At 66.5% G+C, this 23,384-nt stretch carries 18 protein-coding genes; 8 read left to right on the top strand and 10 right to left on the bottom strand.

The annotated features are described in order from the left end of the window. Both C1930_RS15595 and C1930_RS15590 read right to left on the bottom strand, forming a co-directional pair. A partial coding sequence (locus C1930_RS15595) for a leucine zipper domain-containing protein (RefSeq protein WP_234412679.1) occupies positions 1–392 on the bottom strand: 392 nt, incomplete at its 3' end. Positions 393–601: 209 nt separating this feature from the next. Beyond that, positions 602–3,034: a TonB-dependent receptor gene (locus tag C1930_RS15590; RefSeq protein ID WP_108772134.1), complete on the bottom strand. Its 2,433-nt coding sequence runs from the start codon at positions 3,032–3,034 to the stop codon at positions 602–604. A gap of 239 nt (positions 3,035–3,273) precedes the next feature. On the opposite strand from C1930_RS15590, the gene C1930_RS15585 reads away from it, so the two are divergent. The 4 genes from C1930_RS15585 (at position 3,274) to C1930_RS15570 (ending at position 8,741) form a co-directional block, all read left to right on the top strand. After that, positions 3,274–3,750 carry a DUF3574 domain-containing protein gene (locus C1930_RS15585; RefSeq protein ID WP_199912368.1) on the top strand — a complete coding sequence of 159 codons (477 nt, stop codon included), beginning with the start codon at positions 3,274–3,276 and terminating at the stop codon, positions 3,748–3,750. 36 nt (positions 3,751–3,786) lie between these two features. After that, positions 3,787–4,644, top strand: a complete 858-nt coding sequence (locus tag C1930_RS15580) for a hypothetical protein (RefSeq protein WP_108772619.1) — start codon at positions 3,787–3,789, stop codon at positions 4,642–4,644. A 110-nt stretch (positions 4,645–4,754) separates the two neighbouring features. Further along, entirely contained in the window at positions 4,755–6,473 is a 1,719-nt protein-coding gene (locus tag C1930_RS15575; protein ID WP_108756996.1) for a thiamine pyrophosphate-dependent enzyme, read from the top strand. A gap of 660 nt (positions 6,474–7,133) precedes the next feature. Continuing rightward, entirely contained in the window at positions 7,134–8,741 is a 1,608-nt protein-coding gene (locus tag C1930_RS15570) for a hypothetical protein (RefSeq protein ID WP_108772133.1), read from the top strand. Between the two features lie 16 nt (positions 8,742–8,757). Here C1930_RS15570 and C1930_RS15565 read toward each other — a convergent pair whose 3' ends face one another. Continuing rightward, entirely contained in the window at positions 8,758–9,321 is a 564-nt protein-coding gene (locus C1930_RS15565; protein ID WP_108772132.1) for a hypothetical protein, read from the bottom strand. A 159-nt stretch (positions 9,322–9,480) separates the two neighbouring features. Between C1930_RS15565 and C1930_RS15560 the strand changes: the two genes are divergently transcribed. Then, entirely contained in the window at positions 9,481–10,308 is an 828-nt protein-coding gene (locus tag C1930_RS15560) for a DUF3014 domain-containing protein (protein ID WP_108772618.1), read from the top strand. 66 nt (positions 10,309–10,374) lie between these two features. Then, the gene (locus tag C1930_RS15555) at positions 10,375–11,694 is read left to right on the top strand and encodes a retroviral-like aspartic protease family protein (RefSeq protein ID WP_108772131.1); all 1,320 of its coding nucleotides are present in this window, start codon (positions 10,375–10,377) and stop codon (positions 11,692–11,694) included. Between the two features lie 11 nt (positions 11,695–11,705). Here the strand turns inward: C1930_RS15555 and C1930_RS15550 are convergent, their stop codons facing one another. From C1930_RS15550 to C1930_RS15535, 4 genes are read right to left on the bottom strand one after another with little or no spacing between them, the layout of a single operon-like run. Next, complete coding sequence (locus C1930_RS15550; protein ID WP_108772130.1) at positions 11,706–12,824, bottom strand: cytochrome c peroxidase; 1,119 nt, start codon at positions 12,822–12,824, stop codon at positions 11,706–11,708. Positions 12,825–12,870: 46 nt separating this feature from the next. Further along, positions 12,871–15,636 carry a TonB-dependent receptor plug domain-containing protein gene (locus tag C1930_RS15545; protein ID WP_108756991.1) on the bottom strand — a complete coding sequence of 922 codons (2,766 nt, stop codon included), beginning with the start codon at positions 15,634–15,636 and terminating at the stop codon, positions 12,871–12,873. A gap of 58 nt (positions 15,637–15,694) precedes the next feature. Beyond that, the gene (locus tag C1930_RS15540; RefSeq protein ID WP_108772129.1) at positions 15,695–16,666 is read right to left on the bottom strand and encodes a FecR domain-containing protein; all 972 of its coding nucleotides are present in this window, start codon (positions 16,664–16,666) and stop codon (positions 15,695–15,697) included. Then, entirely contained in the window at positions 16,656–17,150 is a 495-nt protein-coding gene (locus tag C1930_RS15535) for a sigma-70 family RNA polymerase sigma factor (RefSeq protein WP_108756989.1), read from the bottom strand. Before C1930_RS15535 ends, C1930_RS15540 begins: the two co-directional genes overlap by 11 nt. Positions 17,151–17,400: 250 nt before the next feature. On the opposite strand from C1930_RS15535, the gene clpB reads away from it, so the two are divergent. Next, positions 17,401–19,986 carry an ATP-dependent chaperone ClpB gene (gene clpB / locus C1930_RS15530; RefSeq protein ID WP_108756988.1) on the top strand — a complete coding sequence of 862 codons (2,586 nt, stop codon included), beginning with the start codon at positions 17,401–17,403 and terminating at the stop codon, positions 19,984–19,986. 21 nt (positions 19,987–20,007) lie between these two features. Here the strand turns inward: clpB and C1930_RS15525 are convergent, their stop codons facing one another. From C1930_RS15525 to C1930_RS15515, 3 genes are all read right to left on the bottom strand, one after another. Further along, on the bottom strand, positions 20,008–20,583 hold the full coding sequence (locus tag C1930_RS15525; protein ID WP_108756987.1) for a hypothetical protein: 576 nt from the start codon (positions 20,581–20,583) through the stop codon (positions 20,008–20,010). Positions 20,584–20,601: 18 nt separating this feature from the next. Beyond that, on the bottom strand, positions 20,602–21,729 hold the full coding sequence (locus C1930_RS15520) for a hypothetical protein (RefSeq protein ID WP_108772128.1): 1,128 nt from the start codon (positions 21,727–21,729) through the stop codon (positions 20,602–20,604). Between the two features lie 116 nt (positions 21,730–21,845). Continuing rightward, positions 21,846–22,499, bottom strand: coding sequence for a hypothetical protein (locus tag C1930_RS15515; protein ID WP_108772127.1), 654 nt, complete (start codon positions 22,497–22,499; stop codon positions 21,846–21,848). Positions 22,500–22,796: 297 nt separating this feature from the next. On the opposite strand from C1930_RS15515, the gene C1930_RS15510 reads away from it, so the two are divergent. Beyond that, on the top strand, positions 22,797–23,312 hold the full coding sequence (locus C1930_RS15510; protein ID WP_234412678.1) for a hypothetical protein: 516 nt from the start codon (positions 22,797–22,799) through the stop codon (positions 23,310–23,312). Positions 23,313–23,384 lie beyond the last annotated feature (72 nt).

Genomic DNA, 23,384 nt, shown 5'->3' with positions numbered 1-23,384 from the left:
TGATCGTATTCGTATCGGATGACCGCTTTGGGCGGATCCAGCCGGCACAGCCGGTTGAGGCCGTGAACACGCATCAACCGGGAAATGGTGCTGTGGCCGATCCCCAAGGCCTTGGAAATGGTCAGGTAGGTGTGCCGTTTACGGCGGCGCTCCTTGATCTGCTCGACGACCGACGCAGGCGTGGCATGCGGCGTCTGGTGCGGGCGAGAGCTGCGGTTTTCCAGCCCCGACGCCCCGAACTCCCGGAATCGGGCCAGCCACTTGTAGGCCGTACGCACACTTACGCCACACGCTTGTGCTGCCTCCTCCGGCCGCAGGCCCTCGTGGAGGATGCGACGGACAAGAAGTTCTCGACTAAACGGCGTTAAACGGGCATTTTTATGGTTGTTCATCCGGGCTCTTTGGGATCTGGAGAGGTGTGGTAACCACCATTTTCCAGAGATGTCCCGGATGAACAACGTACAGAGAGATCACAACTAACAGTCGACTCTACCTGATCGTTTTTCCCGGTCGATTTGAGCCGGTCGTTTTTCCCAGTCGATTCAAACCGGCCGATTCCACCGAGGCGGCCCATCACTTCGATGGGCCGCCCTGCGCGGCATCAGAACGTGTAACGCACGCGACCGTAGTAGTACGCGCCGTTGCTGCCGATCGGCGACAGCACGTCGTACGGCAGGTTGCCGTAGTAGTAGATATCGTCGTTGGATTTGTCCGGATAGTTGTCGGTCAGGTTCTGCCCGCCAATGGCCACGCTCCACTGCGTGTTGAAGCGGTATTCCACTTCCGCATCCAGCTGCCATTCGGCCTGGTAGGTCTGGCGCGGAATGTAGCCGTCGCCGAAGTTGAATACGCGGGTGGCGCTGCCGTAGCGGTTCACCCGGCTGCTCAGCGACCAGTGGTCGTTGCTCCAGGCGGCCGAGAAGCCGGCGCGGCTGCGCGGGGTGGCATCGGTCAGGGTGTTGGTTTCTTCGATGCCGAACAGCACGTAGTCCGCATCCAGCGCCTGCAGCTGGGCCGGGGTGGCCAGCACGTTCTTCAGCGTGGTCTTGGTGTAGGCGTAGGTGCCGGTCAGCAGCAGCTGGCCATCGCCCAGCGCCTGGCGCCAGTTGGTCACCAGCTCGGCACCACGGGTGCGGGTATCGGCGGCGTTGACGAAGAAGCTGGCGCTTTCAAGACCGGTGACGCCGTAGTTGGCGGCCACGTAATCGGTCAGCGCATCGCCGGTGATGCTCTCCGACAGCGCGATGCGGTCGTCGATATCAATCTGGAAGAAGTCCAGCGACAGGTCGAAATGCTCGCCGATGCGGCTGGTGAAGCCCAGCGAGGTGTTCAGCGACTTTTCCGGCTTCAGGTCCTGCGCGCCCAGGCCGCGGGCGATGGGATTGTTCACCGACAGCAGGCGGCCCTGCACCAGCTGGCCGGCGGCGTTGTAGCCGGTGGACGTGGATTCATAGCCGATCTGTGCCAGCGACGGTGCACGGAAGTTGTTGGAGATGGCGCCACGCAGGGCGAAGGCCGGGGTGAATTCGTAGCGCAGGCCTAGTTTGCCGGTCAGTTCGCCGCCGAAATCATCGTTGTGCTCGTAGCGTGCGGCCAGGTCGGTGGAGAAGTGATCGCCGAACTGGCTGGACAGGCTGGCATAGGCGCTGGCCACATCGCGGGCCAGCGAGGCCGCATCCTGCGGGGTCAGGCCGCCGCCGGCCTGCGAACCGGTCGGGCGGTCGGTGTACGGGCCAGCGGCGTAGCTGGACGGATCACCGGGGCGGGTTTCATAGCGCTCGTGGCGCACTTCCGCACCCAGGCCCAAGGTATGGGTGATGCTGTCGCTCTGGCTGAACACGCGGCTCAGATCCAGGTTGCCCACGGTCTGCGCGTACTGGTAATCGGCGGTCTTGAAGCGGGTCGGGCTGGTCGGGCCCAGCGAAGCGTTGATCGAATCGCGCAGGCGGTAGGTGAAGTCGTTCTGGCCGTAATCCACGCTGCCGTCATAGCTCCACTCGCCCCACTGCCCGCGCACGCCGGCCACGGCCTGCACGTCGCGGTTCTCGCCTTCGGAAATGGGGCGGTAACCGTTCGGGTACACCTCCTTCCAGTTGGCATCGCTGTCGGGGTAGCGGAAGTAGTTGGCGCCTTCGGTGTCGCGCTGGTTGAAGGTGCCGAACGCATAGAACGTGGCGGTCTTGCCCACCGGGATTTCAGTGTTCAGCCACAGGTTGATGTCCTTGCTGGCACCGTCGCCGAGCACGTAATTGCGCTTGCCCTGCAGTGCCAGGTTGGCCTCGGTCTGGTCCCACGGCGGAATCAGGTCGTAGCCGGCGCGGTTGGTGCCGTTGCGCTTCTTGAATTCCAGGCCCACGCGCAGGAAGCCGCCGTCTTCACCCAGCGAGGTGCCGACCTTGGCGCTGATGTTGCCGGTCTGGCCATCGGTGAGGGTGCGGCCGATCGGCTTCAGGTCGGTGTGGTTGGCGCCGTAGCTGGCTTCGATCTCGCCACCGTCGCCGCCGTTGTCCAGGATCACGTTGATCACGCCGGCCACCGCATCGGAGCCGTACAGCGCACCGGCGCCATCGCGCAGCACTTCGATGCGCTTGATGGCGCTGACCGGAATCGAGTTGAAATCGACCGGGGTGGTGCCCTTGCCGATCTTGCTGTCGGTGTTCACCAGCGCGGTGTGGTGGCGGCGCTTGCCGTTCACCAGCACCAGCACCTGGTCCGGCGACAGGCCGCGCAGCTGTGCGGCGCGCACGTGGTCGGCGCCACCGGAATTGGACTGGCGCGGGAAATTGAACGAAGGCAGCAGGGCCTGCAGTGCGCTGCCCAGTTCGCCGTTCACCACGCCGGCCTTGCGGATTTCCTCGGCGGTCAGCACGTCCACCGGCGCGGTGGATTCGAGCACGGTGCGGTCGGCGGCACGGGTGCCGGTCACGATCACCGTGTCCAGGTTGGTGGCGGCATCCTGGGCCAGGGCAAGGGCGGGGGACAGCGCAAGCGCGATGGCGAGGCCAAGCGGCGACGCGGACAGGCGGGGGGACATGCAGACTCCAGCAGCGACAACGTGGGGAAGGGGGAGATGATGGTTTCACTTACATCCATCCGGATGAAGCGATATATTATCTTCGCGTGAGCAGCTGGTGTGATGCAAGCCCCGGTTGTCTTTGCATCAGTTCATGCCTGCAGGGCATGAGTGATTGGTTGCAGTTGCAACCACGGCGCGGGTGTACCCTCCGTGCCCTTTCACCGCGTTTGTTCCCCTTCCCCGGAGTGTTGTTCCCGATGAAACGCCTTGGCCTGATCTTCGCCGTACTGCTGGCCACCAGCGGCTGCGCCAGCCTGTCTTCGCAGGCGCCCAGCGCCTACACCACCACCGCCGCGCTGGAAGGCGATGCGGCCCGCCCGGCCAGCGGCCACGGCTGGGTGCGCAGCGAGCTGTACTTCGGCGTGGGTGAAGAGCAGGGCAGCGGCAACCGCCCGCAGGCCGATACCATCAGCGAGGCGCAGTGGCGCGCATTCCTGGACAAGGAAGTGACCCCGCGCTTCCCCGATGGCCTGACCGTGTTCGATGCCTACGGGCAGTGGCTGTTCCGTGGCGATGCGGCGCCCAACCGCCTGCGCACCAAGGTGCTGGTGGTGCTGCACGAAGACAGCCCGCAGCGCCGTTCCGACATCGAGGCGATCCGCCTGGCGTGGAAGCAGCAGACCCAGCACCAGTCGGTACTGTGGTCGCGGCAGGCAGTTGACGTATCGTTCTGACCTGAAGGCGCCAAAGCGGCGCCACGGGCGGCAATGATGAAACACAGGGATGCGGTGTGGGGCCTGCTGCTGGCAGGCCTGCTGGTGCCGGCCGCGCAGGCGGCCGGACAGGACGGCGGCCCGCTGCGCTTCGCGCCGGCACCGGGTGTACAGGTGCAGGCGGAGGTGATGGAGGGCGGCAGCATCGACGTGCGCGTTTCGCCGTCGGGCAAGCGCCTGGAACTGGCGGGCGCTGCAGATGCCGATGGCAATTCGCGGCTGTCAGCCGAAGACATCGATTTCGATGGACGCCCCGAACTGGTCGCACGGGCGTCGGTGGGCATGGTCAATGAAGCGGTGGCGGTCTACCGCTTCGATCCGGCCAGCGGCGGATTCCACGCGCTGGAGGCGGACACCCACGGCCGTGACAGCTGCGGCAACCTGATGGGCCTGACCGTCGACGCTGCCACGCGCACGCTGAGCAGCAGCTGCCGCAGCGGCCCGATGTGGTACACAGATCTGTATCGGTTCGCGGGTTCGAAGCTCTATCTGTACCGCGCCGAGGACGTGCTGCAGCTGGGCGATGCCTTCGATGCCGCGCTGGAGGTCGATCACACCGGCGAACAAGGGCCGCTGGCGGTGTGGCGCACCTTTGACGCGCAGGGCCGCGTCCTCGACAGCGCGATCGGCGATGGCTTGGTCGCGCCCACCGGTCCCTCGCCTGTGCCAGGCATCCAGGCCACGGTGCGGCCGGCGCGCCTGTTCCTGTTCGAACGGCCAGGCGCAACCAGCACCCAGCGCTACCTGGTGCAGGGCGATCGGGTGGAACTGCGCGATGCCGCCGATGGCTGGGTGCAGGTGCGCTATCAGAATGCAAAGCGCGGCGCCGTCGTGGGCTGGATCAACGTGAACTGAACACCGCGTGCGCCCTATACCGATGTATGGGGCGCAACGCGCCGATGCCCACGGAAGCGTCACCGTGCGGGGTCTAGCCTCGGGGTCCTCCCCCAAGCAAGGCTTTTCCCATGAGCAAGCGCGTTGCCGAGATCGTTGTTGAAACCCTGCAGCAGGCGGGCGTGCGCCGCTGTTACGGGATCGTGGGCGACACGCTGAACCACGTGACCGATGCCATGCACCGCAGCGAAATCGACTGGGTACACGTGCGCCACGAGGAAGTGGCCGCGTTCGCCGCCGGTGCCGATTCGCTGGTGAGCGGTCAGCTGACCGCCTGCGCCGGCTCCTGCGGCCCCGGGGGCCTGCATTTCATCAACGGCATCTTCGAAAGCAACCGCAACCGCGCGCCGCTGGTGCTGATCGCCAGCCAGATCGTGACCAGCGAACTGGGCATGGAATTTCCGCAGGAAGTGGATTTCAAATCGGTCTATGCCAGCTGCACGGTGTTCTGCGAGCAGGTGCACAGCCCCGAGCAGGCACGCCGCGTGGTGGCGCTGGCGTGCCAGGCGGCGATCAGCCGCCGCGGCGTGGCGGTGGTGATCCTGCCGGCCGATATCAGCGAGGCCGAGGTGAAGCACGATGTGCCGTTCTCGGTGCATTACACCCAGCCGGTGCTGCGCCCGGCCGACGCCGAGCTGCAGCGCATCGCCGAGCTGCTGGGGCAGGGCAAGCGCATCGGCATCTACGCCGGTGCCGGTTGCCAGGGCGCGCATGCGCAGCTGATCGAACTGGCGCGCCGGCTGCAGGCACCGGTGGCGCACACCTCGCGCGCGAAGGATTTCGTCGAACCGGACAACCCCTACAACATGGGCATGACCGGCATCTTCGGCATTGAATCGGGCTTCCACACGCTGATGGCCTGCGACACGCTGCTGCTGCTCGGCGCTGATTTCGCCTGGGGCCAGTTCTACCCGGACAAGGCCACGATCATCCAGGTGGACCGTGATGGCAGCCACCTGGGCCGCCGTCATCCGGTGGATCTGGGCGTGGTGGGCGATATCGCGCCGACGCTGGACGCGCTGCTGCCGCTGTTGCCGCCGCGCGAAGACAGCAGCTTCCTGGACGAATGCATTGCCCGCCGTGACAAGGCTCTGCACACGCGCGAACAGGAAGAACAGCCGGGCAAGGGTGAACTGATCCACCCGCAGCACCTGACCGCGCTGCTGTCCCGGCATGCGGCCGATGATGCGCTTTTCACTGCCGATGGCGGTTCACCGATGGTGTGGATCCTGCGCCATATCCGTGTGAACGGCCGCCGCCGCACGCTGACCAGCCTGCTGCACGGCACGATGGCCAATGCCATGCCGCAGGCGCTGGGCCTGCAGAAGGCCTTCCCCGGCCGGCAGGTGATCTCGCTGTCCGGCGATGGTGGCCTGGCCATGCTGCTGGGCGATCTGTTGACCGCGGTGCAGGAGAACCTGCCGATCAAGGTGGTGGTGTTCAACAACGGCTCGCTGAACTTCGTGGAGCTGGAGCAGAAGGTGGAAGGCCTGCTGGACAACTACACCGATCTGAAGAACCCCGATTTCGGCCGACTGGCCGAGGTGATCGGTTTCCACGGCCGCACCGTGACCCGCAGCGAGGATCTGGAAGAGGCGGTGCTGGACTTCCTGTCCCAGCGCGGCCCGGCGCTGCTGGACGTGCATACCAGCCGCGCCGAGCTGGTGATGCCGCCGCAGATCGAAGCCAAGCAGGTGGCCGGCACGGCGCTGTATGCGGCCAAGGCGGTGTTGAATGGCCGCTTTGACGACGTGAAGCATCTGCTGGTGGACAACTTCCTGAAGAAGTGAGGGCAGGGCGATGCAGGGCTGCGCCCTGCACCGGCAGAGGCCAGAGCAAGAGCCGAAGCCGGTTTCCTGAGCGATGGCGGGGTGGGTCCGGTTGCGGGGGACGCCGCAAGTACGTCCGTGTAGGCTCGGTCGCCGCATCCATGCGGCTCACGCCCCCGCAACCGGACCCACCCCGCCTTCGACAGTTCGCCGTGAGCTGTTGGAACGGCACGGGGTCGGATCCCGTTGCTGCGCAACGGGCCCCGACCCCGGAGTGATTTCGATATCTGCGAGATTCATCCACGCATGGCGTGGATCTACCCGATCCCGGTTTCACCAGTAGATCCACGCCATGCGTGGATGGCCGAGCGCAGCGACCGGCTCTTGCCTTTGATCTTTTGATTCTCTTCCGTGGCTGGCGCCCGCAGGAAACTGTCAGGGGCCGGGCGGGTGGGTGACGCGGGGGTGTCCGCGGCATGGATGCCGCGGCCAAGCCCCCAAGGACGGGTTTACGGCGTCCCCCGTGACACCCACCCGCCCGGACCATTCAGATACCCAGCATTTTGCGACCATGCCACGAGGGGCGCCGCCGTTGGCTGGAACCCATCATTCCACCCGGGAATTGGCGCCCGGGCCCCGCTGGGCCTACCATCGGCGGTCCCCACCCCCACCGCCCCTTCCATGTCCGCTCCCGCTTCCGCCGCCCCGCGCCGCTGGTTCGTCGCCGGCGACTTCAATGGCTTCTTCGGCCTGGTCGTCGACAACCTGTCCATCCTCGGCTTCATCGCCATGGCCCTGGTCGGCATGTTCCAGTTCCCCGCCGACGTGGTGTTCGGCCGCATGTTCCCCGGTACCGCCTTCGGCGTGCTGGTCGGCAACCTGCTGTACACCCTGATGGCGCGCCGCCTGGCCGCGCGCACCGGCCGCGACGATGTCACCGCCATGCCGCTGGGCCTGGACGCGCCCACCAGCATCGGCATGGCCCTGCTGGTGCTGGGCCCGGCGTTCCTGGCTTTCAAGCAGCAGGGAATGGATCCGCACGCCGCCGCCATCGCCACCTGGCAGCTGGGCATGGCCTCGCTGGTCATCATGGGCGTGCTGAAGCTGATCCTTTCCTTCTTCGGTGAAGCGGTGACCCGCGCGCTGCCGCGTGCGGCGCTGCTGGGCTCCATCGCCGGCATCGCGCTGGTGCTGATGGGCCTGCTGCCGCTGCTGGAAACCCTGCGTTCGCCGCTGGTCGGCTTCACCACGCTGGGCCTGCTGCTGTACGTGCTGATCGCCAAGGGCAAGCTGCCGGTGCGTGGTCCGGGCGTGCTGCTGGCCTTCGTGTTCGGCACCGTGCTGTATTACGGGCTGGGCCTGGCCGGGCTGGGTGTGCCGGGCTTTGCCATTCCGGCCTGGGTACCGCCGCAGGTGGTGCTGCCGCTGCCCACGCTGGGCTTCATCGACGGCCTGCCGACGGCCATGACCTACCTGCCGCTGCTGCTGCCGTTCGGCCTGCTGATGGTGGTGGGTGGCATCAACGTGTCTGAGAGCGCGCGCGCGGCCGGCGATGACTACCGCACCCGCGACATCCTGCTGGTGGAAGCCTTTGCCACCCTGGTGGCCGGTCTCTGCGGCGGCGTGGCGCAGACCACGCCGTACATCGGCCAGCCAGCGTACAAGCACATGGGCGCGCGCAGCGGTTACACGCTGCTGACCGGCCTGTTCGTCGGCATCGGCGGCATGCTGGGCATCATCTCCGGGCTGGTGCAGTGGCTGCCGCTGGCCGTGCTGGCGCCGATCATCGTGTACGTGTCGATCGACATCACCACCCAGGCCTTCCAGGCCACCCCGCGCCAGCATGCCGGTGCGATGGTGCTCGGCTTCCTGCCGTCGGCGGCCTATCTGCTGGCGATCAAGGCACCGGGCTGGATTCCGGCCGAAACGCTGGGCGCCATGCTCACCACCGTCGATGGCCACGGTCTGCCGGAACTGGCGGTGATCTTCACCCTGGGCAATGGTTTCATCATCACCTCCATGCTGTGGATCGCCACCGTCGCGGCCATGGTCGATGGGCGCCTGCGCCGTGCCTGTGGCTTCCTGCTGGTGGCGGCAGCGCTGACCCTGTTCGGCCTGATCCATTCGGTGGACCCGCGCGGTGGCACCTACCTGCCCTGGAACCTGGAGGGCCTGGCCCGCGTGATCAGCTGGCAGTTCGCCGGGGCCTACGTGGCGCTGGCCGTGCTGCTGGGCCTGTTGTCGCTGCAGAAGCAGCCGGTGAAGCCACTGGCTGACACGGCCCATTGATGGGTAGCGCCTGTGGTCACCCCGCAGGCGCCGCCAGCGGCAGGGCGAAGTCGAAATCTTCCCCTGCCTGCGTCTCTGGCAGCTGCGCCGTGGCGCGCAGTTCCAGCCCATAGCCCTGCGGCGGGTGTGGCTGCGGCAGGCCGGTATAGCCGTGAATGCGCACCTCGTAGCGGCCCGCTGCCACCTCCAGGTAATCACTGTTCAACAACCGCTCCTGCAGGTGCTGCCGGTAGTGCAGGAAGAAGTCCGCATCCCATTCCATCACCGCATGCAGGTCTGCGGCGATCAGCACGCCACTGTCTACCTGCAGTGGCAGGCCCGGATGGCTGAAATGCCGCGTAGCACCGCTCGTTGGCACGTTGCCCTCGACAAAGACCGTGTAGTCGTCTTCCTCGATGGGATACATCGGCAGCACGGCGCCCGCGCGCACGGCGGCATCACCCAGTGCAGGATCATCGACAAACCGACTGAGCAGCGCTTCGCCAGGCGCAAGGTGCGCCTGCACGAACGCGTGCAGTACGCACGGATCGAACAGGACGATGCCGGGCTGGAACAAGCGGACGATGGCGATGTGTTTCATTGAATTTTCCGAAGCGACGTAGCGGGCATTCATGCAGCCTGCGCGAAGATGCAGTGTAAACGCGTGGTCGCAGGTGCTTGTGCACGTGCCGCGCGGGAACCGCGGCACCGTAGGCGGGTCATACGGTGTGCAGGCACATGCAGAGCGAGGTTGCGCATCATGCAGAAGAGTGGGAAGGCCGTTTGGCCCTGGGTATTGGGCATAGTAGTGGTGGGTAGCGCGGGCGCGTGGTTGTTCCGCGACCAGTGGCAGGGGCTGGCAGACCAGGTGCACGTGCCTGCGCAGCCAACGCCCGCTGCAACCGCGGCGCCGCCGCCGATGGCGGCCAAGCAAACCGCGCCTTCCACGCCGGAGATCCAGCACCCGCTGGATACCGATGCTGCTGCAGATCCGGCACTGCCGAAGATGGACGACAGCGATACGGCGGCATGGTCAGCGCTGCGCGGGCTGTTCCAAGGCGAAGACACGCTGGCGCTGCTGTTGCGTGATCACGTGATCCAGCGTCTGGTGACCCACGTCGACAATCTGGACAAGGCCAGTGCGCCGCCATCGGCACTGGCCACGCGCCCGCTGGCCGGTGCCCTGCAGGTGGAAGCGGGCGAGGGCGGCGAGCACATCGCGGCCGCCAATGCCGCCCGCTACGCCCCCTACGTGCAGGCCTTTACCGCCGTAGATCCCGCAGCAGCAGCGAAGGCCTACGTGCGCTTCTATCCGCTCATCCAGCAGGCATATGTTGAATCGGGCCATCCGCAGGGGTACTTCAATGACCGCCTGGTGGCGGTGATCGATCACCTGCTGGACACGCCCGAGCCTGCGCGTCCGCTGGCCGTGCAGCGCGACGAGCGTGGCCGGTATCGCTTCGTCGATCCCGCGCTGCAGTCGCGCTCGGTGGGGCAGAAGCTGCTGCTGCGCATGAGTGCCGAACAAGCACAGGCGGTGAAGCAGACGTTGCGGCAGATCCGCGCGGCGATTACCCGCGGTGTGTAGCGCACGCAGTCACGTGCAACGGTCGACGTGCTAGGGTCATGCACTGGGTAGACAGGAGTAACCTTGATGCGCACCACCGCGCTGGCGCTCGGCGCCATGCTCGCATCGTTCACGGCAGCGGCGGCCGACGTGGCCAATGGCGATGTGAACGATCCCTATGGCTACACGGCCAACGTGCAGCATGCGCGCCTGGCGGCCCTGCAGGCCATGGGCCAGGCAAAGGGTGCCAAGGGGCGCTTGGGCGCCGCAGGTTACTACCGTGTACGGGGTGAGCTGGATAATTCCAGCCGCGCGGCCCGTCAATGCCTGGAGGGCGTGGCCAGCGAACCTGCCGATTCGGTGAAGGGCGTGGCCTATCTGTGTTCGGCCACCCTGGCCGGCAATGCCCTGCTGCAGGGCGATATTGCCGGTTGGGCCCGGCAGATGCAGGACGTGCGTACCCGCCTGGACAGCGATTTCCTGCCCATGCTGAAAGATGCGCCGCACACGGTGCGCGTGGCCAGCGTGAGCGAACCGACGTTCGACCGCTTCCTGCAGTGGCCTCGCAGCGCCGAACCGATTGCCGTGCCTGCAGCCGACGTGAGCGTGCCGATCCAGCTGCAGAACGAGCTGCCGACGATCACCCTGAAAGTGAAGACCGCTGCCGGCGAACGCGACCTGCGCGTGCACGTGGACACCGGCGCGGCACGCTCGCGCATCGGCCGCACGCTGGCCGCGGAACTGGGGCTGGCCTTGACCGAGGGATTCACCGTGGCCGATAGCACCGGCGATGCGCTGTTTGCGTTGGCCGCGCCGATGGATCTGGACATTGGCGGACTCGCGGTGCGCCAGGTGTCCTTCGCGGTGCTGGGGCAGGACGATCTGCCGCGCATCGGCCTGGACGTACTGCGCGCGCTGGGGCGGGTACGCATCGACAAGGACGCGCTGGTGGTGCAGGCCGCGTCCAGCAAGGTGCCCTGCACGCGGCGCATGGCCACTGTCTCATCGCTCACCGGCGATGATTACCAGCTGCGCTATCCGATCCGCGCCGGCAAGGACAGCATCCTGGTGCAGCTGGATACCGGCTTCAACGGTGCGTTCATGGCCAGCGGCATTCCGCCCACGGCGCCGCCGCCGGCGGCCGTGCAGCGCAGGAACATCATCACCACCAACGGCGCGCGCGATCTGAAGTACGCCGGTGCCACCACGCCGGTGATGATTGGCGATGAAGTGCTGAACCTGCCGGTGGACCTGGCCCTGGAGCCGGGGCGCCTGTTCAATCCGGACTGGCAGGCAGGCTTTGCGACCACCCAACGCTACAGCCTGTATCTGGACGTGGCCGGTACCTTTGGCTGCCCGGTACCGGTGCCGCAGGCGGCGCCGCTGTTGCCGCCGCGCGGTTCCTGAGCTGCCCGCCGTTACAGCGCCTGCAGGAAGGCTTCCAGATCCTGCAGGTCCTGTCGGTTGAGTCCACGCGGACGCAGCAGCGGGTCCGGCTGCGGGAACGGTGGCGCATCGTCGTGCAGATCGACCGGCGCGCGTGGCCGGCCGCCGCCCACGTTGTAGAACGCCAGCACGCCGGAAAGAGGTGGGATCAGCCCGTTGTGCATGTACGGCGCGGTGTTTGCCACGCCCCGCAGTGATGGCGTGCGGAAGCGACCGCTGTCGGCCGGATCACCGGTGACCTCGTAGCGCCCCAGATCCTGCCGCGGGCGACCGTGGAAGTGCAGGCCAAGATTGTGGAAACCGTTGTCGGTCAGCGCCGCGCCGTTGTGGCAGTTCATGCAGCCTGCCTGGGTGCGGAACAGGTGCAGGCCGCGCAGCTGCGCATCGTCCAGTGCGCGCGCATTGCCACGCAGGAAGCGATCAAAGCGGCTGTTGCGCGGGGACAGACTGCGCTGGAACGCAGCGATGGCCTGGCCCAGCTGCTGCGCGTCGATGCGCGGCTGTTCGAACACGGTGGAAAATTCGCTGCGATAACGGGCATCGCGGCGCAGGCGGCGCACCGCTCCATTCACGCTGAAGCCCATTTCCACCGGGTCGGCAATGGGGCCCAGTGCCTGCGCTTCCAGCGTGGCGGCGCGCCCGTCCCAGAACAACGGTGCCACGTGCGCACTGGCCAGCAGGCTGGGGGCGTTGCGGCGCCCGGTCTGCCGGTCATGCCCGAACGAGACGCGGCGGCCATCGGCCCAGCCCAGGTCGGGGTCGTGGCAACTGGCACACGCCAACTGCCGCGAACGTGACAGGATCGGATCGAAGAACAGGCGCCGGCCCAGTGCCACCTTGGCCGGCGTGGACGGGTTGTCTGCCGGGTCCACCGGCACCGGCAACGGCGCCAGTTCCTGCCAGGTGACGCCCGGTTCAATGTCCGGGGCTGGCCATTGCACTGCCGGGCTGCTGTAGAGCGCGCGCAGGCAGGCCGCTTCCGGGCGTGCGGGCAGCGGGTCGGGGCAGGGTGTGTCGCGCGCGGGCGCAGGCCCGCCCGCGCCGCCCAGCAACAGGGCGGCGACGGGCAGGATCACGCGCAGATAGTGCATGCGTTGCATCGGCAGTGGCCCGGCAGCGTGCCGCCGGGCCGTGCGTTCAGAACGAATAGCCCAGTTCCAGCCAGAAGCTGCGGCCGGGTTCGAAGTACATGGTGCCGGCGGCCGCACCGCTGGCCGTGGTCAGGTTGCTGCGGTTGAGCACGTTCTGCACTTCCACCCGCACATAGGCTTCCTGCTCGCGCGGCAGGGCCCGGCGGTATTCCAGGTTGGCATCCCAGGTCCAGCTGCCGGAGAAGCGGCGCGTGGTGAGGTTGCGTACGCTTTCGCCGTCGATGATCTCCAGAGCCCCCTGGGTGGTGCCTTCGAAGCCCGCGCGGTAGCGGAAGAAGTTGTTCCAGCTCAGGCCCCAGGCCGGAATGTCGGTGCGGGTGCTCAGGCGTGCGCTCCACGGCCGCAGGTACTGGGTGGCGGGCAGCTCATAGCGGTACATCAGCTTGCCATCCAGGCGCACGCGTTCGAACAGGTCGAGAGTGTCTTCGTAGCTGTTGTAGTTGCGGTTCACATCGGTGTGGTCGGCCGAAAGCTGGAAGCTGTTGCGGGTGCCGGCAAACTCCCACGGGCGCTGCGGGCTGACCGACAGCGTCCAGGTCTGCGAATCGCTGCGGCCTTCGTTGGTGTACTCGAAGGTATTGAGGTTGTAGAGGTCGCGGTCCGGGCTGTCGACCTTGCGGCGCAGGATGTCCTTGCGGCTGCTACGGTCCACGTACTTCAGGTGGAACTGCAGGCCGAACGCCTGCTGGTCCACGCCCAGGGTCCATTCGTCGGTGTAGGGTGAATCGACATCGCTCAGGCGGTTGGTGGCCACGTTGCGGGTGCTCTTGGCATCTTCCCAGCGGGTGCTCGCGCTGGTGCGGTCCAGCGTGTCGCGCAGGCGCTCGCGGCCATCGCGCAGCAGGTAGCTGTAGAAGCTGCGCCCGTAGTAGCGGTTCACGCCGGCGTTGATGACCGTACGCTGGTCACCCAGCACGTCCCACGACGCGGCCAGTCGTGGTGACACGTTGGTCTGCTTCCACAGGTTGTTGCGGTCCAGGCGCAGGCCGGGGCGGATGTTCCAGTTGCCGATGCGGATCGCGTCCTGCAGCCAGGCTTCGTACTCTTCGCCGCTCACTTCGAACTGGCCGGCATGGAACAGGAACATGCGCTTGAAGTACTGGCCGGTGCCGCCGCTGCGGGTCGGCGACAGTGAGCAGCTGAAATCATCCACGCTGCCGTCGGACAGCGTGCAGCTGCGGGTGGTGGCGGTGTTCAGCAGAACCCGGTGGTCGTTCAGTCGCTGGTAGTCGCCATCGCGGCGCTGCACGCCGGCACCGAACTGCAGGGTGTGTTCACTGCTGCCCAGCTGCAGCGGTTCGCGGTCGGCCACGAAACGGTAGCCGATGCGGCGATCATGCTGGTCGATGTTGCCCCAGCTGCCCTCGGTGCTGATTCCAGACACGCCCCAGTCGAAGTCGTCGGAGATCAGCCAGTTGCGCATGTAGTCCAGGTCGCCACGGCGGCTGGTTTCCACGTCGCTGTAGTTGAGGGTGTTGCGCAGGGTCCAGGCAGCGCCAGTCCAGTTCGCGCGCAGGCTGGCGGTGGGGCCGCCGGACTTGATGCTGAAGTACGAATCGCGCGAGTTGGAAATGAAGTAGACATCGTCGGTGGGCGCGTAGGACAGGTTGGCGCCAAGCTGCAGGCCTTCGCCATTGCTCCAGTCCAGGGCCACCGTGGCACTGGTGTTCTCACGCGTCTGGGTGCGGGTGTTGACGTCCGCGCCGGTGGTTTCGCGGCCGCCGGCGTAAGCACGCAGCGGGATCTCCGAGCGCGTGCGGGTGAAGGTTCCGATGATGCCCAGACCGCCGCGCGTGCGTCCTTCCAGCCGCGCGCCGACGCGGTACTTGTCGTACTGCGGCTGGTATTTGTAGGTGTCCGATTCCTCGAACTCCTCCTGCTGCGCGTCGTTGGCGATGATGCTGTCCCAGGCCGAACGGGCCATGCGGAACCAGACCTTGCCGTGCAGGCCGTCGGTTGCAGAGCGGCTGCGCGCGTCCACGACGCCGCCCAGGAAGTGGCCGAACGAGGCCGGCACGTTGGCGTCGTAGACGGTCAGCGATTCCAGCAGGTCCACATCCACGGCGATGCCCTGCGCGCCGCCGGGCACATCGAAGTTGTGCGCCGGGTTGCCGTTGTCGGGCGTATCGGCCGGATCGATATCGTTGTTGATCGTGGCGCCATCGAGCAGGAACAGGTTCTGGTAGTAGGGCGCGCCATTGATGCTGAAATCATCGGGGCGGATTTCGCCCATGTTGCGGCTGCTGCGGTTGGTATCGCTGAACTGCACCGCCGGGTTGCTGCGCAGGGCCGTGGCGATGTCCCCGTTGCCCTTCACCTGCGCATCCAGCGCATCGGCATCCAGGGTGACGCCCTGGCCGAAAGGCAGCGCCTGCGGCAGCGCGACCTTGCCATCGGACGCCCCCACGCGCAGCGGCTGCGTCTGCCGGGTGGTCTGCGCGCCCTGCAGCGTGTAGCTGCCATCGGCGCGGCGCACCGCACGCAGGCCGGTGCCCTGCAGCAGTGTGCTGAAGCCTGCGTCCACGCCCGCGGCCGGATCGACCGGCGGCGCGGTGCGGCCCTGGGTCAGCGCCGGATCGAAGGACAGGGCGACGCCATGCTGGGCGGCAAAGGCGCTCAGCGCACTGCCCAGCGATGCCGTGGCCGGGGCGTTGGCGGGTTGCCCGGCGGGCGCGGTCTGGGCGAAGGCGGGCGTGGCAGCCAGGGCGATGGCCAGCAGGCTGTAGCGGAAACGGGTCGGGATCACAGGCATGGAGGGAGCCGGCAGAAGAAGGATTCACTTCCTCTGCCACGCAGGAACGAAAAAAGTGTCACCGCGGCGTGGCGGCCGCGCGCACGCGCACCGTCAGACCCTGATCGATGCGCAGCGGATAGGTGGCGGCCAGCATTGACAAGCTGCGCGGCAGGTCGTCCAGCGGGAACGCGCCGGACACCGGCAAGGCCGCCACATCGTCATCCAGCCGCAGCCAGCGCCGGTGGTAGCGGCCCAGTTCCTGCAGCAGCGCCTGCAGCGGCAGGCTGTCGGCCACCAGCATGCCGTGCAGCCACGCGTCGCTGCCGGGCGCAGCGGGCTGCGGTGCGGCCGGGCCGGCGTCCCCCCAGCGCAGCTGCTGGCCGGCGGCAACGCGCTGGCTGGCACCGGCGGCGGTGGTCACCTGCACCGCGCCTTCCTGCACCACCAGCAGAGAGGCATCGTCGAACAGGCGCACGTTGAAGCGGGTGCCCAGCGCCCGCAGCATTCCCTGCGCGGTGGCGACGCGGAACGGCCGCGCTGGGCGGTGTGGATCGGGCGCGGTGTCGATATGGATCTCGCCGCGGCGCAGCCGCAGCAGGCGCTGCTGGCCGTCGAAGGCGATATCGACGGCGCTGGCCGTGGCCAGGTGCAGCACGCTGCCGTCGTCCAGCACGCGGCGCAGGCGCTCGCCCACGGCGGTGCGCACGCTGGCGTCCCAGGCCGCTTCGTCATACAGCCGCCAGGCCAACCAACCGCTCAGCGGCGCCACCAGCAGCGCGGCCACGCTGCGCAGCACCGCACGACGGCCAGCGGAAGCCGGGCGCTGCAGGGCCTCGTGGGCCAGCGTGGGCGGTACCTGTGCGCTGAGCGCCAGCAGGCGTTCGGCACGTTGCCAGGCGCGTGCATGCTCGGGGGCGGCATCGTGCCAGCGTTGCCATTGCGCGCGTTGTGCCGCGCTGCCGTCGTCGTGCAGGCGCATCAGCCAGTCGGCCGCCTGTTCCAGCACCCGCGGCGACAGTGCGGCGCCGTCGCCCGGCTCAGGGCGCATGCGCCAGGCAGCCCAGCAGGGCCCGCTTCATATGGCGCTTCACCGTGGACAGTGACAGCCCGAGGCGTTCGGCGATGGCGTCGTAGCGCAGGCCATCGAACTGGGCCAGCACGAACACCCGCCGTGCCATCGCCGGCAGGCCGTCCAGCATGGCGTCGATCTGCTGCAGCGCTTCGCGTACCAGCGCCTGTTCCTCCAGCGAGGGCAGGGCGGGTTCGGGGAACTGTGCGAGGTATTCCAGATAGGCGCGTTCCAGCGCCTGCCGGCGGAACCAGTTGGCGGCCAGCCCGCGCGCCACGGTGGTGAGGAAGGCGCGCGGTTCGCGCAGTGCGGCCAGATCGCGATCCAGCAGCAGGCGCGCGAACGTGTCCTGGGCCAGATCATCGGCCACGTCGCGGTTGCCCACGCGCCCGCTCAGCCAGCCGCGCAGCCACCGGTGGTGGTCGCGGTACAACGTGGCCAGGTGCGGGTGGGAAGCGTGCATGCGTAGGGCGCCGATGCGCACGGATCGAAATGAGAATGATTCGCAAGTATGGCATCGGCAGGCCGGCCGTACCAGTCCTTGCCCACCGATTGCGCCGGATCAACGCGGTGCCCACGGGCGCCGGCGCATGCTTGCCGCAGCCTGACCGACCCCCGGGTGCAGTCGCAGCCGCCCTTGAAACGCGGTGGCGCAACCGCATCTTCCCTGCATCGCCGGCGCGGGCCGGCTCTGTAACCGATGAGGATTCGCAATGCGGATGGACAAGCTCACCTCGCGTTTCCAGCAGGCGCTGGCAGACGCACAGTCGCTGGCCGTGGGCCGCGACAACAGCATCATCGAACCGGCTCACCTGTTCAGCGCGCTGCTGGACCAGCAGGGCGGCAGCACGCGGCCGTTGCTGGCCCAGGCCGGGGTGAACGTGCCGGTGCTGCGCGAGCGCCTGGCCGAGGCGCTGGATGCACTGCCGAAGGTATCCGGGCAGGCCGGCAACGTGTCGCTGGGCAATGACCTGGGGCGCTTGCTGAACCACACCGACAAGCTGGCCCAGCAGAATGGCGATGCCTTCATCGCCAGCGAATGGTTCGTGCTGGCCGCGCTGGAAGACGGCGGCACGCTGGGCATGGCGCTGCGCGCTGCCGGCGCCGACAAGACTCGCCTGCAGGCGGCCATCGACAAGCTGCGTGGCGGCGAGAACGTGCAGTCGGAAAACGCCGAAGAGCAGCGTCAGGCGCTGGAGAAGTACACCATCGACCTGACCGCGCGCGCCGAGAGTGGCAAGCTGGACCCGGTGATCGGCCGCGATGAAGAAATCCGCCGCACCATCCAGGTGCTGCAGCGCCGGACCAAGAACAACCCGGTGCTGATCGGCGAACCCGGCGTGGGCAAGACCGCCATTGTCGAAGGCCTGGCCCAGCGCATCGTCAACGACGAAGTGCCCGAGGGCCTGCGCGGCAAGCGCGTGCTGTCGCTGGACATGGGCGCGCTGATTGCCGGCGCCAAGTTCCGCGGTGAGTTCGAGGAACGCCTGAAGGGCGTGCTGAACGACCTGGCCAAGAGCGAAGGGCAGATCATCCTGTTCATCGACGAACTGCACACCATGGTCGGCGCCGGCAAGGCCGATGGTGCGATGGATGCCGGCAACATGCTGAAGCCGGCGCTGGCGCGTGGCGAACTGCATTGCGTGGGTGCCACCACGCTGGACGAGTACCGCAAGTACATTGAAAAGGACGCCGCGCTGGAGCGCCGTTTCCAGAAGGTGTTCGTGGGCGAGCCGTCGGTGGAGGACACCATCGCGATCCTGCGTGGCCTGAAGGAAAAGTACGCCGTGCACCATGGCGTGGAGATCACCGACCCGGCCATCGTCGCCGCTGCGACGCTGTCCAACCGCTACATCACCGACCGCCAGCTGCCCGACAAGGCCATCGACCTGATGGACGAGGCCGCCTCACGCCTGCGCATGGAGATCGACTCCAAGCCGGAAGAACTGGATCGCCTGGAACGCCGCTTGATCCAGCTGAAGATCCAGCGCGAGATGCTGAAGAAGGAAAAGGACGATGCGTCGCGGCAGCGTCTGGCCGATCTGGAAAATGACATTGATGGCCTGGAGCGCGAGTTCTCCGATCTGAACGAAATCTGGAAGTCGGAGAAGGCCGCCCTGCAGGGGGCGACCAAGATCAAGGAACAGGTGGAACAGGCCAAGCTGGACCTGGAAGCTGCCCAGCGCCGCCAGGATTTCGCGCGCATGAGCGAGATCCAGTACGGCCTGCTGCCGCAGCTTGAAAAGCAGCTGGCCGCTGCCCAGGAAGCGGAGAGCAACGACTTCAAGCTGGTGCAGGACCGGGTGACCGACGAGGAAATCGCCGAGGTGGTTTCGCGCTGGACCGGCATTCCGGTGAACAAGATGCTGGAAGGCGAGCGCGACAAGCTGCTGCGCATGGAAGAGGTGTTGCATAACCGCGTGGTCGGCCAGGAAGAAGCGATCAAGGTCGTTTCCGATGCCGTGCGCCGTTCGCGTGCCGGGCTGTCCGACCCGAACCGGCCGGCAGGCTCGTTCCTGTTCCTGGGCCCGACCGGCGTGGGCAAGACCGAGCTGTGCAAGTCGCTGGCCGAGTTCCTGTTCGACAGTGCCGACGCGATGATCCGCATCGACATGAGCGAGTTCATGGAAAAGCACAGCGTCGCCCGTCTGATCGGCGCGCCCCCGGGCTACGTGGGCTATGAAGAGGGCGGCTATCTGACCGAGGCCGTGCGTCGTCGCCCGTACTCGCTGATCCTGCTGGATGAGGTGGAGAAGGCACACACCGATGTCTTCAATATCCTGCTGCAGGTCCTGGACGATGGCCGCCTGACCGACGGCCAGGGCCGCACCGTGGACTTCCGCAACACCGTCATCGTGATGACCTCGAACCTGGGCTCGCACCAGATCCAGGACATGAGCGGCGACGACAGCCCGGAGGCCTACACGCAGATGAAGGCGGCGGTGATGGGTGTGGTGCAGGCGCACTTCCGCCCGGAGTTCATCAACCGCCTGGACGACATCGTGGTGTTCCACCCGCTGGACAAGCAGCAGATCAAGCAGATCGCGCGCATCCAGATGCGCGGCCTGGAAAAGCGCCTGGCCGAGCGCGGGCTGAAGCTGGTGGTGTCCGATGCGGCGTTCGACCTGCTGGGCAACGTGGGCTTCGACCCGGTGTATGGTGCGCGGCCGTTGAAGCGTGCCATCCAGTCGCAGCTGGAGAATCCGCTGGCGCAGAAGATCCTGTCCGGTGCGTTCGCCAACGGCGATACCATCGAGGTAGGCAACGATGGCGGCCAGCTGGTGTTTGCCAAGGCCTGATGCAGTTGTGTGCGTCCCCGCCTACGGGCGGGGGCGTACCGGGCGGTAGCGCCCGTTATCGCCGACACCGCTGCCGCGGGTATCTACGTTGGCGCACAGTCTTTCTTTTCCGCACAGAACCACGTCGGCGCGGTTGTAGGCGCGCAGCAGCTGGGCCTCGACCTGGTTGCGCTTGATCTCGGTGGTATACCGATCGCCCAGCCACACCGCACCGGCCAACAGGGTGGTGCCGCTGGCCAAGGCGATGGTCACGCTTTTCCACAGCACACCGCGCGACGTGAGTTGCAGGCGCTTCACTTCTGCAGCCAGCGCGTCGGTGCTGCGGCCAAGATGCTCTGCTGAGGCGGTCAGTTGCTGCTCGTAAGCGCCCATGGGGGCGAGCAGGGCGTGCTTGACGGCGGCGCTGCCCTCGCGGGTCAATCCAGCAATGGCGTTGTCCGCGCTGCGGCGGAACTGCTGTGGCAACGATTGCGTGAGGCCGTTCAGTGCGGCCGACAGATGTGACTGCTGCTGGGCCATTTCCGTGCAGATCCGCTGGTAGCGCTCCATCAGCAGGGCGGTCTTGCTGATCAGTTCCTCAAGTTCGCGCTCATCCATGGTCCTGTCTCCCCTGGATCAGCGACGCATGGCGGCCGCCTGCGTTTCCTGCTGCAGGCCATGCTGACGTGCCTGTTCCTGGGCGTGCTCGCGCGTCGCGTCTTCTGCGTTCACCTGATTGCGCGCCTGCTGGTTCAGTGCCTGGCCGGCCTCACCGGTGGACATCTGCTGGTTGAGGATCTTGAAACGCTCGGGGTCTGCGTTGAGCAGCTCGTCCAGGCGTTGGCTCAAGGGGGACGCCGTCTGGAACTGGGGACGCTCGCGCTGCGGACCGCCGTGGGAGCCGGGCGCATTGCGGTGTTCAGCGGGGTTGAAAGGATGCGCGGCGCGCTTTGCTGCCTCAGCCTGGCGCTCTGCGTAGGCGCCGGGTTCATCCGGGCCACGGAGCGTGTGCACGACGTCCAGCACCAGGCCGGGTCCGCCACGTCCGATCACCGTCGCGGTCGCGCGCATCTGATGGATGCTTGTGCGATAGGCGTCGACTCTTCGCTGATCCTCAGGATCCGTGATCCGTGCTGACGGGTCATCCAGTACTGATTTGATTTCGACGCCGTCTTCGACCCGATCGAAAAAGTGCTTCATCCGGTGCGAATCGGACAGCGCGATGGCAGGCAGCGGAGCTCGGGTTGCGGCGGAGAGTACTCCAGGCAGGCGGGAAGCGAGCTCTGCGCCGCGCAGGGTGGCCAGTTCGCCCGGCAAGGCATACATCTCGACCCTGCCGTAGTGCTTGCCGGCCGCGCTGACGAAGTCGCCGGCGGTGACATGGTTGACGAAGGTCGCCGCATGCGCCGGCTGTCCGCTGGGAATGCGATAGCCCAGGCTGGCCGCGCCATACGGGTTGAATGCGTCGCCGGGAAGATCATGGTGATGGCCGGTGACCTGCGCCATGCCGCCACCGAGCGAGTGGCCAGTGACGGAAAGCTGGGTGCCATCGCGCTCGGCCATGACCTTGGCCTGTCGGGTCAGTTCCAACGCATCCTTGAGCTGCGCATTGAAGCGCGTGGTGACCATGCCGAGGTCGACGAGGCCATCCTTCAGCAGCTCGCGGTCGAACTCGGTGCCGCGGTGGGCTACGACGTAGTCGCCTGTCCTCACGCTTCTGTAGATGGAGCCTTGGTAGCCGCTGGGCCTGTCCAGATGCTGCACTACTTCATATTCTTCATTTCCGCCTGGTCCAGCTTTCAAGGTTCCAGGTGTCCCATCGGCTTTGATGGGAGGCGGGTCGTACACAGCCATTGCCAGATCGGCTCTTACGGATCTGCTCATTGTTCATGCGTCCTTGCGTTGATTGAGATGCTGTAGGAGAAAAATCTGTCGTAATCAGATAATGCAACTTCTCTTTCGAATCGCTCTTGCGACAAGCTGGATGCTGGGTATACGTTTCCGTCGTCCAGTAAAGGCACAAATGCCTTCGCTGCAAAGCGCGTCTGTTCCTTATGTGCTGGGGATGCGCTGATGGAGAAGTATGCAATTGACTTGGTGGATGGCGCTCTAAGATTGGCGCTTATCCGTACAAGGTTCCAACTGCACTCCCCGCGACCGAAGTAGTTTGATGGTTTCATGCCATCGCGATAGAACTCCCCTACGAAGGTAGCGTCGCTGACTTTCCGGAGCTGGATCGGAAGCGAATACCGCTCGATTCCGTATCTGACGCCTTCAAAGTTGTCTATGGGTGGTAGGCATCCTTCGTCGGCAATTTCGTAGTCCGCCGACGTCGCGGAAATGAACATCTCCTCCGGCGCGTCATGCGTAGTAACCACCACCTCATACGCCTCTTTCGGCGAGGGATTGGCTTCATACGGCGGCGCGCGCTCCTTGCTTCCGCAGGCGCCGAGCAGCATCAGCAGGCTCAACAACAGGAGGCGCCCGAATGAAACCCGGCACGTGTCGTCGGGGTGATCTTTGATCTCATCCATGCGACGCTCCATCACCGGGGATTGTCCCAACGATACGGCTGCGCAGGTGCACACTTCCGTTCTGCGAGTCGGCTGTGCCTGTTATGTGGCATTGATCTCAGTTTCATCGCAGGAATTCACCGGCTGCTGGACGATGGCTCTGCCGATTGCGTCACCCGCAGCTGCTGGCCTGCCGAAACGCGTAATGCTATGGATGCCACTGGCGCTCGCCGGTCCCTCGGCTTCCAAACCCCAGGAGAAGGAGTTCCATCCATGACATGCCGACTCACCTTGCTCCATCTCAGCCTGAGCGCTGTGTTGGCTCCAGCAATCGCACTGGCAGCCAACACCGAGCAGGCCCGCCTGCCTGCCATGCCCGGTTATGCACAGGCGCACCAGGACACCGATCCGCAGGGCAACCGGCTGGTCGAATACGTGCCGCAGGGCCAGACGGTGCAGGACTGGACCGACATGATCACCGTCAACACCGCCCCCCACGCCGCCAACGCCACCCCGCGCGAGTTCCTGGGCATTATCGAAGCCGGCTGGACGCTGGCCTGCCCCGATGCGCAGGCCAACTGGGTGGGCGAGGGCGTGGAGGAGGGCCGCCCCTTCGCGGTGCTGATGCTCGGTTGCCCGCGCAACCCCGGCACCGGCAAGCCGGAGTTCACCTGGATCAAGGGCATCCAGGGGCTGCAGGGCTTCCATACCGTGCAGAAGGCATTCCGCGCCGAACCCGAACCGAAGGATGTGGTGACCTGGATGGGCTGGCTGCGCGACGTCGCCCTGTGCGGCAATGGCCAGGCCCCCGCCTGCGTGCCCGACGCGCGCTGATAGCCAGCGGTACGGGCGTTATCACCATGCGCTCTCAGGAAGGTGCGCGCGCTGCCCTATGGTGGCGGTTTC

The organism is Stenotrophomonas sp. SAU14A_NAIMI4_8, assembly GCF_003086695.1.
Taxonomy (GTDB): Bacteria; Pseudomonadota; Gammaproteobacteria; order Xanthomonadales; family Xanthomonadaceae; genus Stenotrophomonas.
The sequence above is the reverse complement of the archived record's forward strand: the minus strand, read 5'-3'. Positions and strand labels throughout refer to the sequence as shown.